Genomic DNA, 14,861 nt, shown 5'->3' with positions numbered 1-14,861 from the left:
CTAGCTGAAGGAGCCTGTATCAGGCTCCTCCAGCCAGTTTGCATACATAGACCAAGGATTCAGACCGGGCAGTCAGCGCCCTTTTGTCCCAGCCTCCATAGACCTGGACTATCTCCAGGCGGCAGCTTTCAAGCAGACGTTCCATTTCCTGCGGATATGTATATCTCAGAAAAATATTCTTTACTGTCTCTCCCAGATCGCTCCTTCGGATTGTCTGGTAATGCTGGATCTGTGTTAACTTGTCGTATTTGCTTATCGTAGAAACCTTTATTTGCTCCCCGCTTTTTCCAGTAATGGTTTTCCAATATTCCTCTCCTTCAGGCTGAAGCAATTCTTCTGCAGAAGGAAAACGGGTATCGAAGATAAACAGCCCGCTTTTGTCCAGATGGTTTACAACGGCTTCCAGCAGTCTGTTCTGGTCTTGATTGGTCAAAAAATGCTGAAAGGAATTGCCGGACATGTAAACTAGCCCAGACTTCAAATCCAGATCCACCGATCTTACATCCCCGCAGATCCATTTGATGGGAAGCCCTTTCGCTTTTTCAGCCGCCCTGCCGAGCATGCCTTTATGTATATCGACGCCTGTCACTTCAAAACCCTTTTCAGCCAGCGGGATAGCGAGCCTCCCTGTCCCGCATGCCAGGTCGATGACCGGCCCCCTTTTACCTTCCAAAAGCTCCAGCAGCAGATGCAGCTCCCCTGTCCAGCTGTTCTCAATATCATATAAAACAGGATCTTCATATTCTTCAAAGTTATCCATTTTCACGTCCGAACTCCTTTTTTTTCCTTAATTGTAATGGGGCATGCGTTCTTCTGCCACTCATTTCGTTTTTATACAGAAAAAGCCGAGGGAGTCCCCCGGCCTTTCCAATTAAGCTTCTGCTTCAATTTTATTAGTGGCATCATTATAAGCAGCAGTATCAATATCCCCGGTCACACGGCTTGTGAGAATGCCCGATGTCATAGCTCCGGAAACATTGACCGCTGTGCGCCCCATATCAATGAGAGGCTCAATGGAGATGAGCAGGCCGGCAAGCCCTACCGGCAGATTGAGTGCTGAAAGGACAAGCAGTGCTGCAAAGGTAGCGCCGCCGCCTACACCTGCCACACCAAAAGAACTGATAGCGACGATGGCGATTACAGACAGCAGGAATGACGGTGAAAGCGGATCGATTCCTACTGTAGGTGCAATCATGACTGCCAGCATCGCCGGATAGATCCCGGCACACCCGTTTTGGCCGATAGTAAGGCCGAATGAACCTGAGAAGTTAGCAATCCCCTCAGATACCCCGAGTGACCGCTGTGTTTTAATATTCAGCGGCAGTGCACCTGCACTCGTCCTGGATGTGAAGGCAAAGGCCAGGACCGGGAAGGCTTTTTTCATATAAGTGACAGGATTCAGGCCTGCCAATATCAGCAGCAGCAGGTGAATCAGGAACATGACGATGAGCGCTGCATAGGAAGCAACGACAAATTTCCCAAGATTCAGGATGGCATCAAGATCGCTGGTGGCCGCGGTTTTTGCCATGATGGCCAGAACTCCGTATGGCGTAAGGCGGAGAATCAATGTAACGACCCTCATGATAATGCTGTAAAAAGAGTCTACTATTCTCGCAAAAAGCTCCGCATGCTCAGGTGTTTTACGTTTTACGCCAAGATAGGCAATCCCCAGGAAGGCGGCAAAGATGACAACAGATATGGTGGATGTAGGCCGCGCACCTGTGAAATCCAGAAATGGATTGGCAGGCAGAAGATCAAGTATCTGCTGCGGGAAAGTGCGGTCCTGGATTTCCCCGTACCGCTGCTCAAGCTGTTCAGCTCTTGCAGATTCCGCTTCTCCCTGTGTAATCTGGACTGCCTCAAGATCAAAGCCAAGGGCGGCAGTGATGCCGACAGCAGCTGCAATCGCCGTGGTCCCAACCAGGATACCAAGGATCAGCGTGCTGATTTTTCCAATATTATTGGTCAGCTTCAGCTTCGTAAAAGCAGCCAGGATCGAAATAAAAACGAGCGGCATGACAATCATTTGCAGAAATCTGACATACCCTCCCCCGGCTAGATTGAACCAGTCAGCCGACTCGGCTATTACTTCCGAACCGGATCCGTAAATGAACTGCAGGGCAAAACCGAATACAATCCCTGCTCCAAGTGCAGTGAATACACGCTTGGAGAACGATATATGTTTTTTCTGCATCACATACAGCCCATAAAACAATAAAAGCATAATGGCAATATTCACTATAATATATACCGCAGACATGCTATCCCTCCTAATATTTTCTATAAACACACTTTATTTCATCTATTCCCATCTGTCAAATCGGGATTGTTGGGATATCCTCCTTTCTTTCAATATTTTTTAAAGCACTTCTTATATATGAGCTTTTGAGCAAATATATGCGCACTGCAGCTTGGTTAAGATTGCATCTATCTAAGAGGACTTCTATAAATTAATGAGGCTGGGACAATAAAAAAGCACCCTCAGGCAGATCCTGCAGCGGGGGTGCTTTTTTGTCTGTTCTTATTTTTCAGGAATGAGTATCTGCCCAACCTTGCCGATTTTCAGGAGAGTCTGCATGATTGCCCTGGACAGCTGGCTCGGCTTGTAAGGCTTGACCAAATAATCAATCGCGCCAAGCGAGAAGCCTTTTTCTTTTTCATCAAGAGCCGTGGAAACAATGATGGGTATGTTCTTAAGCCTGTCATTTTCCTTCATCTGCTCCATGACCCTCCAGCCATCCACCTGTTCTTCCTCCAGCATGATATCAAGCACGATTGCATCAGGTGTATGGCGGGCAAGGAAATCCAAAGCTTCCTGTCCCTTTTTATAATGAACCACCTGGAACCCGCTATCAGACAGCTCCTGGATGATCAGCTCTGCCAGGCTTTGGTCATCTTCCACTACCATAACGCGGTAGCCTTCTGCAGATGTTTTTGGCACCGGTGCTGTTCTAGGCTCTACCGTTTCAATGAGAGGAAATGAGAGCGTGAATTTGCTGCCCTTTCCATAGGTAGATGTCACTGAAATGCTGCCGCTGTGCGCCTTTATGATTTCCTGGACAATCGAAAGCCCGAGCCCTGTTCCGCCAATCCTTCTCCTGTCGGAATTATCCACACGGTAGAATTTGGTGAACAGTTTATCTAGCGCATCCTCCGGTATACCGAGCCCCTCATCTTCCACTTCTGCCACAACAGACTTATCTTCCTGATAAAGCCTGATGATAATATCTCCACCGCCTGGAGAATATTTGACAGCATTGGATATCAGATTGGTGAATACCTGCTCAACCTTGCTCTTATCGCCCAAGATAACATCATTTCCTGCAGATCGGTCATCAATTTTTAACTTGTGGACATCTGTATTGATCTGCTGTTTTTCTATAACCTGCTCAATGATCGGCAGGAGTCTGAGATACTTCTTCTCATATGTCTGTTTTCCGGCTTCCATCCGCTGGACATCAAGGAAATCATTGATGAGTGCAGTCAGCCTCCTGGCTTCATTGTAGATTGTCGTCAAATACTTTTTCTGCTTATCCGGTTTCAGCTCCCTGTTCAGCATCAGTTCGGTGAAGCCGAGGATGCTCGCGAGCGGTGTGCGCAGCTCATGGCTGACCGTGCTCACAAACTCGGATTTCATTTGGTCGACTTCAAATTCTTTTGTTATATCGCGATGAACCAGCACAGTGCCGATCCTTTCATTATCCTGCCCGAGGCCTTCACAGTACATCTTGATGACCTGCCCCGTTTGCTTCATCTTATAGATAATGCTCTCCATCTCACAGCTGTCACTATGAACCGCATTTTGAAGGAAAGTCAAAAATTCATCCGGCTGCTCGACCTTATCTGCCATTTCTGCCGACCAGATTTCCCAAGGGAGATTTTCGAGTCTTCCCGCAGCACCCGGGCAGGCAAACATCTCTTCCAGCTGGCGGTTCGCCTGCAGGATGGATCCGGAATCACTCACCATCTGGATACCCTCCTGGACAGTATTCAGAATATCTCTGTTCTGCTTCCTCTCTTCTTCCGATTGATTATATAAGCTGATGTTATCCAGGCTGATTCCAACCTGTCTGGATAATGCTTCATATTCGTCCATCTGTTTTTCCGAAAAAGGAGATCCGAAGCGGCTGAACAGCATCACTGCCATAACCTCATCCTTTGAGGAAATGACAGGGAGATATAAGTCATAGCTGTATGCAACTGCTTCATGATAGCCCTTTTCTTCTGCCAGCAGCTCCCGCTTTACAGCAAAGGATTTCTTAGTTTGAATCAGCCTTTCATGAAGCCCGTTTTCGATATGCTTCATATACTGCTCCACCCCGGCGGCAGAAATGCCGTATGCAGCAGCTGCCTGAGTGTTCAGGAGCCCGATCATCCCGCGGTCCGCACTGATGACCCCGCACATATTAACCACAATGCTGTCAAGAATACTCTGCAGATCCAGGGAGCTGGAGATTCCGTTAGTCAGATCGTTTCTCCGCTTCAGCTTCAACTCGTTCTCCCGCAGGGTCTCAAGCATCTCCTCAAGCTCACTCTGCTGGGCCTGAAGCTCATCCTGTTGTGCCAGCAGCTCTTCATTCTGGGCTGTAAGGTCTTGTTCTTTGTCCTGCACACTCCAGACCATCTTCTGGAAAGCGACCGATAATGCACCGAGTTCATCTTCCCGGCTCGATTCGACGGTTATCTCTGCTTCGCGTCCCGCCGCAATCTCATTAGCAGCAGCTGCAAAGTCAGCAAGCGGCTGCCCGACTCTTCGGAACATTACCCTGGTGATCCGGGCCAAAAGGACAAGGATGACAAAGCTGAATAAAACAAAGCCCAACTGGATATACGATTGCTGTTTCATCAGGCCTGCTGCTTCTTCATTAAGCTGGTCGTTTATACCATTAAGGTAGTTCCGAGAATCATCCTGGAAGGAGTTCACCCTCGCAGTCGCTCCTGTGCTTGCCACTTTCTTGACTTCTTCTATTCTTCCAGCCTCAAAATAGTTTACAATTATGGGAAGCTTTTCAATAAAATAGTAGTCTATGAACTCTCTTACTTCCCTAGCATATGCCTTATCATCCAGGGAGACAGCAAGCTCATCAAGCTGCTTGCCCATCTTCCTCAGCTCCGGCTGTTTGGACTGCGCGCTGATCCTCATATCATCGTTGTCAAACGCCAAGTAGCCTCTTACGTCGAAGAATACACGGTTGAAGGTGCTGTCAATTTCCTGGACCAGCCCTTCCTTCTGTACAAGTTCGGCCCGCTTTTCATTATAAGAATCGCTGAGGTTCTGCTGCAGGATAACGAGCACAATCGTGCCGGCAATGAAAAAGAGAATAAAGACACCCATTAATCCGGCAAACTGCCTTGACAGACTCTTTTTAAAATAATCATTGATTTTCATTCAGTATTTCCTCTACCTTTTCAAGGAGCTCAAGCGGGCTGAACGGCTTGGCCATAAAATAATCGGCCCCTGCTTCCAGCACCCTGTCCTGCTCAAACTGCTGGCTTTTTGCTGACAGCATGAGAATCTTGACATGATTTTTTTCACTATTGGCCCTTATCTTTTCGATGACCTCAAGCCCCGTGTATACAGGCATCATATAATCAATGATCAGGAGGCTGTAATCTCCTGACTGAAATAAATCCAGCGCCTCCTGTCCATCTGCTGCCTCATCCACTTCGAAATCGCCGTCTTCCAGCGTATCCACAATCAGCATTCTCAGTATATCTTCATCTTCTGCCAGTAAAATTCTGTTCATTTCGCTCCTCCTCCAGCAGCTGCTTTACTGAATGCATCTTTCATGATCCAGTAGGACTGCTTTAGCCTTTCATGGTATTGCGGCTCCTCCCAGCTTTTCCAGGAATATTTGAAAGAATCTTCTTCCTTTATTACTCCATCAGTCATTGCCGGAGCGGTGCCTGCCAATTTTCCATTTTCTGTGACGGCTGCACCTATTGTGATAGACTCGATGATGCTGCTTCCGGATAGGCCGGATTGCCAAAGGTCTCCCTGTATTTCCCGGCTGCTTGGATCCTTTACATTCAGGAGCAGCCACGGAATCCTCAGCTCCAGCGTTTTCCTGTCATCACTTATACTTATATCGGTCAGGGAGTTGAAATCTTCACTTTCCGGATTGGCATTGCCGAACATAAGTTTCCCTGTTTCATAAGAAGAAAACGGAAGGGTTTTTCCGGTAGATGGAATCGTCAGTTCTTTATTCAAAGCCAATCTGATCGGATGGAAAATCCCATTATCCTTTTGAGCTGCATATGGTCTTTCCGGGAGCATATTCAGCAGCTCTCCGTACTGATAATAGAAAGTGTCATAATAGCTGTCTACCATCATATTCGATGTATCTTCCCCTGAAAGATTAATAGAATAATCGACCCCGAAATCGGCAGCAGCTTCAGCTTCGTTTCCAAGCGGGACAGTGCTCTGCCCCTGATCCTTGATAGTATCAAGCAGCAGATGCGTGCTGTCCCTTCCCCAGTCCAGCGGCCTGCTGTAGTCAAGGCGGAGGTAAAGATATTCTTCATTGGATGCCGCATATAAAGCCTTGATTGCATCTTCTTTTTGGCTGCTTTTAAAGAGGGGCTCTGCACCAAGCTTATCCCAATCGCCTGTCAGACCATCCGGATAGATGCCAGCTTCATATTTGCCGGGCTCAAACGCCAGCAGCCCAAAGTGCTGCTCGTTCGTCTGCATATTGGACCAGAACGGCCGCCTGTCCGGATTGTCATAATCCATCGTATTCCATGTCCGCTTGAACCACTCATCCTGCCATGTAAACACCAGGCCGCCGGCATAGCCTTCATCCATAATCGATTCGAAAAGGCGTTTGTTTATCTTACCCTGCTCTTCTTCAGAATGATGTCCCTGATCCATCCCGTCTACATTTTCATGGGTCATTCCCCTTGAGGCAGGAACGCCGAACTCAGCCACAAGGACAGGCATAGAGTGGACCTTCTTCAAATCATTCAGATATCCGGCATAGTTATTTTTTTCGCCATGTGAATCTATATAATTCACATACTCCTTTTCATAGTTCAGGAAATCAGGATAGTAAGGGTAAATATGGTAGGATGCAAACATCCCGGCTTTAAAGCCATCTGCAGGCAGGATATGGTTCGGATCCACGACCGCTTTATCTTCATCCTCCGAAGGCTCGGCCGGATGGTCCAGGAGATCAGTGGTCACCCAGTTCGTAAAGCTCATTGTATGCTGCCATCCATATTGCCTTGATTCGTACTCTGCCGTATAATCCATCATCCGGGCGATCCAGCCTTCGAACGGGGAGGCATTTTCAGTCTGAAAATATTTCCCGGAAAAAGAGCCCTTCCCTTCATTGCCTGCATTTGTCTGTAAGACTGCTTCAGGATCCCACTCGATCCCGATCATGAATCCCAGCACATACTCCGATATATCATACTTATATTCCCCTGAAGCATGGCCCGGCCGTTCCGGCAGGCTTGCGTTTCCGTGGACAATATCCACCATATGCTTCAATTCAGTTTTAAAATTATCTGTTACAAGTCTGCTATAGGCATTTTGTTCACTGACAAGATTCTCTTCGTTCACCCACGCTCCATGGAATAAATACAGCGGGTGTTCAGCAGTTTGATTATATTCGTAAAAAGCTTCATAGAAACCTGGCGGATGGAGGGTATATACACGGACGGCATTGCTATTCATGGCACCTATTGCCTTGAACCAGCGAAGATATTCGTCTTTTGTAATCGCTGTTTCCCCTGGAAATGAGCCAGGCTTCGCTATGCCCATGTTAACGCCTTTGACCAGGAGATCTTCCCACTTGCCGTCTTTACGGACTTGAATATACTCGCTTCCGGTCCTGCTGTTCGTTATGATCCCGTTCTGCTCGGCAATTTCCGGCTTTTCCTGCTCATGATGCAGGCCGGTGCCTCTTTCCAGAATTGTTTTCATCAACGGGACATACGTATTCCAATAGAAAGAATCCCGTGAGCTGAAATTCCCTTTCCAGACATCGAGACCCTTTGTCTGATAAATACCGGGAACCTCCGCTTCATCCGCAAAGTCCCCTGCAAAATAATAGGAAGAATATTTTGCATTCACATGCTGGATGACAGCCGGGATGACGGATGGGATCCCGTATCCCTCCAGTTCTTTTTCTGCTCCCTTTTTAAGGGGAAGCTGATAGGTTGCCAGTACTTCCTCCTGATCATTGGCTTCAACGATATCAAACCAGTATGAATAGCGGGACTCCCCTTTTACATCCAGCTCCTTTTCCCCTGCATCCGTGTAGCTGAAAAGTGCGCCTTCTCCCTCGAGGTCCTCTTCGCCGAATACAACAATATGATTGTCTTTGTTGACCAGTACAAGGCCAGGGCCTTCATAATCCCAGCTTTTTTCCTGTTCCTTTACCCAGACAGGGACTTCATTAGATGATAAGTCAGGAAAATATCTGCCTATCCAGCCGCTCCAGCTGATATTTAAAAGCGCAGTGATTTTCTCACGGGCATCATCATCGGTCGGATCGGCAAAGGTATTGAATTCAGCTATAAGTGTCTTCCCTTCTGAATTTATAAGGGCCTCCCGGAGCCTGTCAGCCTCTTCAGACTGAAGTCCTCCATAGATGCTGTCCGATCTTTCGCCAAGACTGTTGCTGCCGAAAAACTCCTCTTCGTAAACACCATATTGGTCAGCAAGATAAAAGAGATCATATTTTTCCAGATTTTGCGGGAGTGGCTTTACCTTATATTCATCTTCCCCAAACGGCTTAAACCCGCTGTAGTCGCTCTTCACTTCATATGGTTCGCCATTTCTTCTCTGCCATTTGCCATTGTTCAGAATCCAGACAAGGCCTTTATGCTCCCGGTAAGTTTCATCAGGCACGGTTTTATCAATGATCAATGCCTCTAGCGTCTTGTCCGGTGCGAGCTGCCACAGCCAGAAAGGACTTGTCAGGAGCAAAAGAATGCCGACGACCACACCGAATACGGCAGCCTGTGATTTCGTAAACATTTTTTTCATTCAGACACACCTTTTCGTTTCATTTCTCCCCAGCTCTTATCTCCCCTGATCAGCTTCCAGATGCCCTCGCACCTCCAAAATACTGTTAGAGGGCGATACCATAAGGTTTCTGTCAGAGAGTAGAAGAACAGCTTCAGCAAATCAGACACCTTCGGATACTTGCGCAGGCTCCATTCTTCAAGCAAAACCGCTGCCATTGAAAAAATAGAACCGTAGAGGCAGGAAAGCAGGAAGATCAGAATGGCAAACTCCAGATAAATCCCCCCAAGGAACAGTGACAGCACCACATAGGCATAGCCAAGCAGCTCGACAATCGGCCCGAAAAATTCGACAACCCAGAAATACGGGAAGGAGATGAACCCGATTGCCCCATATTTCGGATTAAAGGTCAGCTTCCGGTGAGTCCACAAACTTTCGAACAGCCCCCTGTGCCACCTGCCCCTCTGCTTCCTCAGGAAAGTCGCGCTTTCCGGCACTTCCGTCCAGCAGACCGGGTCGGGGACATAGACGATCCGCTTCTTCAGCCCTTTTTCTTTAATAAGCCGGTGCATCCTGACCACAAGCTCCATATCCTCGCCGACAGTATCGGTTCTGTACCCGCCTGCCTCCAGCACCCAACGTTTTGAAAAAACGCCAAATGCACCCGAAATGATCAGCAGCAGATTATGACGGCTCAGCCCGATGCGGCCCATCAGAAAAGCCCGCAGGTATTCAATGATCTGCATGATGACGAGCGGTTCCCTGGCAAGCCCTACCTTCAGCAGGTTTCCATCCTTGATTTCACAGCCATTCGCAATCCTGATGCTTCCTCCGGATGCAATCACCTCTTCATTCGAATCAATGATCGGCTTCATCACCTTAAGGAACGCATCATGCTCCAGGACAGAATCCCCGTCCAGGGAACAGATATAAGGATAATGGGAGATATTCAAGCCGGCGTTGAGCGCATCGGCTTTTCCTCCATTCTCCTTATCGATCATATATAGGTTAGGCAGCAGGCGCGACTGATAAATCCCTTTTATTTCCTTCGTTTCAACCTGCCTTCTGACAGCCTTGTCTATTTTCTTCATTTCATAGTGGCCGATCATTTTCTCCAGCGTCCCGTCCTTGGATCCGTCATTCACAACGAGGATTTCGTATTCAGGATAGGTGATGCTCAGAAGTGATCTGACACTCTGGATGATCCCTGCTTCTTCATTATAGGCAGGGACTATGATGGAAACGGGCTTTGTATAAATCTCACTCATATATTCCTCATAGATCCGGTCCCGCTTAAGACGGTATTCCCTGCGCAGCTGAACCATCGAAATAACAAGAACAACTGTGTAAAAAACGATGACAATCACCATATAAACAGCAATGAACCAGCCAAAAAACAAAGCTGCATTTCCCCATAATTCTGCCAGCATCAGCGCAGCTCCCCTTTTTGCATCCATTCCCAGGCCATATCCCTGGCATAAGGATCATGCGAATCATCAATCACTTTCTGCAATACCTCTTTCCCCTTTGAGAAAGCCAAAATAGACTGGCCCGCCTGTGATCTTACATACCAGGAGGGATCATGCAGCATGTCTGCCAGTCTTGGGAGCAGCCCTTCGTCTTTAATGCTGCCGAAAAGCTTGGCGGCAAGCATCCGCTCCTGCCAGCTGGAAGATTCAGCAAGTTCCGCATAAGGGGCTATATTCTCTGTATATCCTATTGAAGCCAATGCCTTCAATGCCCGGAGCCTCATTTCTCCCGCCTCCGACATGAATACCTCTTCCACAAAATGAAGATAACCAAGCTGCTTGTTGACAGCAATCACATCCAATACAGCAAGCTGCAGCCTTTCAGGAGAAGTTCTGAAGCTTTCAACAAACCGGTCAAAAATTTTGCCATCGAGCCGCATTAAAATATTCCTGAGATCGAATTCAGAGAACGGCAAGCTGTGGGACTCCAGCAGCACGGACAGCTTCTCACTCTGGAAATCAGCCAGGATTTTGAAGGCCTGAACCTTTTCGGAGGATGTGCTTTTCCCGCTTTCGGCAATCCGAAGAACTTCCCCCTCCAGACTTTTCAAATGGAAATCCTCTATATGATAAAGCGAATTTATCCGTGTACTCCATCTTCGGCTTTGAAGTCCTTTGGCATAATGGCCGCTGAGATAGGACTCTGCAAACAAGGAAAGATTTCTCCTTTCCTGCTCCCCTTCAAGGATATCCGCATAATGACCAAGGAGCTCCTCAGCAGCCAGCAGGCTTGCCCGGTCGGCCAGGGCATCTTCCTCCAGCTGCTTCCCTTCATATAAAAAAGAAAACAGCGGAAGGTTCAGCTTTTGCTTCCAATCTTCAACCTTCCGCCTTGCTGATATTTCGAATCCTTTTCTAATCACGAGATACACCAGTATGACTGTCAATATTCCTGTAATAGAAAGGGCCGCTGCAGCGAGAAAAAACAGTTCCTGATCGAGTCTCATTACGACATCCTCTGGATCAGGCGCTGGATTCTTGCCTGCAGCTCAGTGATGCTGAACGGCTTTGTCACATAATCATCTGCCCCCAGCTTCAGTGCCCTGGCAATATCGTATTCCGTTTTTCTGCCTGTCAGCATTAAAACATGGACCCGGCTAGCATTCCGGTTTTCCTTTACCTTCTGGAGAACTTCAGTTCCGTCCATAACAGGCATGATTCCGTCCAAAATAAGGAAGTGCTCCCCTTTCTGCTCCATACGGCCGGATTGAAGGAACTTCTGTCCATCCTCATATACCTGGATATCCAGGCTGGTATGCTCGAATTCCATGGATTGCAGGATTTTCATCAGCATGGTCCTGATGATTGCATCATCATCAATGACAGATACATTCAGAACCTTCCTTGTATGGCCGCCGATCAATTTATTTGCACTTTCCACCCTGGCCCGGCCGTTCCGTTTTGCTTCATATAGAGCCTGGTCGGCCGTCTTGATTGCTTCTGCCACAGTAGCAGAAGGATCATGGACCATATATACACCGGCCGAGAAGGTCATTTTCAATTCCTCCCCGCCTTCTATGAAGGTTCGGCTTGAGAAGCCGGAAAGAAGCCTTAAGACGACCTCCTTGCTGTCACGGTCATTTGTGCGGGGAAGCAGCAGGATGAACTCTTCCCCTCCATACCGGAACACAATATCGCCTATCCTGACATGATCCTTCAGATACTGGGCAAACTCCGACAGGATACGGTCTCCTGCCGGATGGCCGTACTTATCATTCACTTGCTTGAAATGGTCCAGGTCAAGGACGGCGATAGAAAAATACTGATTGTTCCGTTCAAGCTCCTTCAAATACCGTTTAAGAGAATCCTTCAGGAACCTGCGGTTGTATACCTGCGTCAGTTCATCAATAAGGACAGACTGGTCAAATATCTGCTTCCTCTCCAAGTGCCGCTCTATCCTTATAAGGAATTCCTCCAGGTCAATGGGTTTGGAAATAAAATCATCTGCCCCCAGCCTGTAAGCCTTGATCCTTGTTTCTCTGTCATTCATTATGCTGATCATCAGCTTTGGAATAAACTTTTTATTCGAATGCTTCTGGATGTCCTCAAGCACATGGAAACCGCTTTTGCCAGGAAGATTAACATCAATGATGAGGCAGTCGGGATTCATATCAAAGAATTGGTCGACAGCTTTTTCAGGCTCGGTATTGGCCATCACCATCCAGCCCTTGCTTTCCAGTGCATCTTTAAGGAGGATCAGCATGGAGACGTCATCATCAATCACCTGGATCAATGGCATATTTTCATCCCTTGGAAGACTTTGTTTCTCCTCTTCCCTTTGGAAATGTTCATACTCATAGCTCAGGCCCATCAGTTCATATAAAAAGTCACGCAGTTCCCGGTTCTCCCATATTTTTTCACTGCTCTTTTCCACCTGATCCATCAGTTTGCCTGCCACCTGATGGAGTCCGACGAGCTGCAGGGTTCCTGCTGTCCCTTTGATGGAGTGAAGGAACCGGTAGACATCCTCGTTACTCACAGGAGTTTCCGCTTCCTGTTCAAACCACAGAGTCATTTGATTCTTAATCTTTTGAAACAATAAAGTTTTATATTTATCAAGCTTCATTATAAGCACCTCTTTCATCCCAAGCATCAGCCAGGAAGCAGAGGCCCCGGCCAAAATAAAAACCAGCCTTCATTGATAAATTGGCCGGCTGCACTACTTTCTCAAAGCGGTTTATAGTACCCAGATAACAACCGCTGATCACAGTGTTCTATATTCTTAAAATACCTCCTTGCATTTTCTGTCGAAACACAGAATAGCAAGCCAATTAAAATATATGATTCCTGTCATATGAAGTCAATATATATTTTAGTCATTTGCTTTGAGTATACCGAAAAATCAAACAAGATGCAGATGTCAATATGCCGCCCTGAAAAGATGGTAGATTATTACCATTATTCCCTCTGTCTGAATCTGTCACTAAAAGCGGTTTTTTGTCAACAAGATGATATTGTCGGTTTGGACAGGTATTTGTAAAATTAGGAATATATAACTAAAAAGATGGAGGGCGAAGCAATGGAGCATATTAAAGACCTGCTGTTCAACCTGCTGATCATACTTATCGTCATGCTTTCTTTCCAGCTCCTTTTTGCCAGCCGCCTTCAATCGCTTTTTCTGCGCCACCGCGAATATATTATTGCCGGCATCAGCATCATTACTGCTTCCCTGTGCCTGGTCAGTTCAGTCAAAATGAACAGCAGCTTCATTTTTGATCTGCGGTGGATCCCATTCTTGCTGGGGGGACTATACGGAGGTCCCAGGGTCACCCTCGCCCTGCTCATTTTTGTCATCTTTATCCGCATTCCCCTCGGAGGGATCGGAGCTGCCTATAATATTTTCACCGGGCTGATTGCCGCCTTTATTGTATATAAGCTTCACCCTTCCTTCATTGCCATGGACACACGGGGAAGGCTGCTTACCGTTTCAGTCCTGTCTTTTCTCTTATCTATCGCTGCTTTCCTGCTCTTGCTATTTAGAGCAGGCCTGGAGGAATGCCTGGAATTCGTTGTTATCTATACGGTCACTCAGACGGTCGGGGCATTTTTGGCAGCCTACACCATCGAGCTGATCGTACAGAACCAGCAGCTGAACAGGGCGGTAATGAAGACTGAAAAAATGGAGGTCGTTTCCCACCTGGCTGCCAGCATCAGCCATGAAGTAAGAAATCCCCTGACCGTAACAAAAGGATTTCTCCAGTTATTAAAAGAAGAAGAACCAGGCGGAGGAAAGCGTTCCTATTATTTAGACACAGCCCTCGAAGAGCTGAACAGGGCGGAAGTGATCATCAGTGATTATCTTACATTTGCCAAGCCGCACTGTGAAGCAAATTCATGTTTTTCATTAGAAGGGGAAATCAGAAAAGCAGTTGAATTGATCACACCTTACGGGAATGCTCATTCTGTGGAGATCTATTGCGATACAGAGGAAGAATTATATATAAAAGGAGAAGATGCAAAGGTTCAGCAATGCCTGCTAAACCTGTTCAAAAATGCCATTGAAGCAATGCCTGGCGGAGGAGTCCTCTCTATATCGGCAAAGCTGCAGGACGACAAAGCGGAGCTCCTGATATCTGATACAGGCAAGGGGATGACCTCCGGGCAGCTCAGCAGGCTGGGGGAACCGTATTTTTCAACAAAAGAAGGGAAAGGAACGGGGCTTGGAATGATGGTGGTCTTTCGGATCATTGAGGGAATGGGCGGAAAAATAAAAGCAGAAAGCATGCTGAATAAAGGCACCTCCTTTACCATCCTGCTTCCTGCTGAAAAATGTCCTGATTAACAGCTGTTCTTACACATGATCAAATGATGGCGGGTACTTTACCGTCCCGCTGATTCCAGCTAAGGAGCATTCC

The 14,861-nt window shown here is 47.2% G+C and carries 9 protein-coding genes; 1 reads left to right on the top strand and 8 read right to left on the bottom strand.

Annotated elements, in window-relative coordinates:
- Positions 1-19 precede the first annotated feature (19 nt).
- The 8 genes from ACQCVH_RS16990 to ACQCVH_RS16955 all read right to left on the bottom strand — a co-directional run bounded on the left by ACQCVH_RS16990 (position 20) and on the right by ACQCVH_RS16955 (position 13,072).
- On the bottom strand, positions 20-760 hold the full coding sequence (locus ACQCVH_RS16990; protein ID WP_426836964.1) for a class I SAM-dependent methyltransferase: 741 nt from the start codon (positions 758-760) through the stop codon (positions 20-22).
- 111 nt (positions 761-871) lie between these two features.
- Positions 872-2,260: an L-cystine transporter gene (locus ACQCVH_RS16985; protein ID WP_426836808.1), complete on the bottom strand. Its 1,389-nt coding sequence runs from the start codon at positions 2,258-2,260 to the stop codon at positions 872-874.
- Between the two features lie 261 nt (positions 2,261-2,521).
- Positions 2,522-5,389: an ATP-binding protein gene (locus tag ACQCVH_RS16980; protein WP_426836807.1), complete on the bottom strand. Its 2,868-nt coding sequence runs from the start codon at positions 5,387-5,389 to the stop codon at positions 2,522-2,524.
- Positions 5,376-5,747, bottom strand: a complete 372-nt coding sequence (locus ACQCVH_RS16975; protein WP_009795029.1) for a response regulator transcription factor — start codon at positions 5,745-5,747, stop codon at positions 5,376-5,378. Before ACQCVH_RS16975 ends, ACQCVH_RS16980 begins: the two co-directional genes overlap by 14 nt.
- Positions 5,744-8,998: a hypothetical protein gene (locus tag ACQCVH_RS16970; protein WP_426836806.1), complete on the bottom strand. Its 3,255-nt coding sequence runs from the start codon at positions 8,996-8,998 to the stop codon at positions 5,744-5,746. The genes ACQCVH_RS16975 and ACQCVH_RS16970 overlap by 4 nt, the downstream gene beginning before the upstream one ends.
- Positions 8,995-10,407, bottom strand: a complete 1,413-nt coding sequence (locus tag ACQCVH_RS16965) for a glycosyltransferase family 2 protein (RefSeq protein WP_426836805.1) — start codon at positions 10,405-10,407, stop codon at positions 8,995-8,997. The genes ACQCVH_RS16970 and ACQCVH_RS16965 overlap by 4 nt, the downstream gene beginning before the upstream one ends.
- Positions 10,407-11,453: a HEAT repeat domain-containing protein gene (locus ACQCVH_RS16960; protein WP_426836804.1), complete on the bottom strand. Its 1,047-nt coding sequence runs from the start codon at positions 11,451-11,453 to the stop codon at positions 10,407-10,409. The genes ACQCVH_RS16965 and ACQCVH_RS16960 overlap by 1 nt, the downstream gene beginning before the upstream one ends.
- Positions 11,453-13,072: a diguanylate cyclase gene (locus tag ACQCVH_RS16955; protein WP_426836803.1), complete on the bottom strand. Its 1,620-nt coding sequence runs from the start codon at positions 13,070-13,072 to the stop codon at positions 11,453-11,455. Before ACQCVH_RS16955 ends, ACQCVH_RS16960 begins: the two co-directional genes overlap by 1 nt.
- 453 nt (positions 13,073-13,525) lie before the next feature.
- On the opposite strand from ACQCVH_RS16955, the gene ACQCVH_RS16950 reads away from it, so the two are divergent.
- Entirely contained in the window at positions 13,526-14,788 is a 1,263-nt protein-coding gene (locus ACQCVH_RS16950) for an ATP-binding protein (RefSeq protein WP_426836802.1), read from the top strand.
- Positions 14,789-14,861: the final 73 nt, after the last annotated feature.

This window comes from Bacillus infantis, from assembly GCF_050107595.1.
Taxonomy (GTDB): domain Bacteria; phylum Bacillota; class Bacilli; order Bacillales; family Cytobacillaceae; genus Bacillus_AB; species Bacillus_AB infantis_C.
This window is presented reverse-complemented; position numbering and strand designations above follow the sequence as displayed.

Coding starts and splice junctions, on each gene's coding strand:
- ACQCVH_RS16955 (WP_426836803.1), bottom strand. CDS start 13,072: ATGAAGCTTGATAAATATAAAACTTTATTGTTTCAAAAGATTAAGAAT.
- ACQCVH_RS16950 (WP_426836802.1), top strand. CDS start 13,526: ATGGAGCATATTAAAGACCTGCTGTTCAACCTGCTGATCATACTTATC.
- ACQCVH_RS16965 (WP_426836805.1), bottom strand. CDS start 10,407: ATGCTGGCAGAATTATGGGGAAATGCAGCTTTGTTTTTTGGCTGGTTC.
- ACQCVH_RS16985 (WP_426836808.1), bottom strand. CDS start 2,260: ATGTCTGCGGTATATATTATAGTGAATATTGCCATTATGCTTTTATTG.
- ACQCVH_RS16960 (WP_426836804.1), bottom strand. CDS start 11,453: ATGAGACTCGATCAGGAACTGTTTTTTCTCGCTGCAGCGGCCCTTTCT.
- ACQCVH_RS16990 (WP_426836964.1), bottom strand. CDS start 760: ATGGATAACTTTGAAGAATATGAAGATCCTGTTTTATATGATATTGAG.
- ACQCVH_RS16980 (WP_426836807.1), bottom strand. CDS start 5,389: ATGAAAATCAATGATTATTTTAAAAAGAGTCTGTCAAGGCAGTTTGCC.
- ACQCVH_RS16975 (WP_009795029.1), bottom strand. CDS start 5,747: ATGAACAGAATTTTACTGGCAGAAGATGAAGATATACTGAGAATGCTG.
- ACQCVH_RS16970 (WP_426836806.1), bottom strand. CDS start 8,998: ATGAAAAAAATGTTTACGAAATCACAGGCTGCCGTATTCGGTGTGGTC.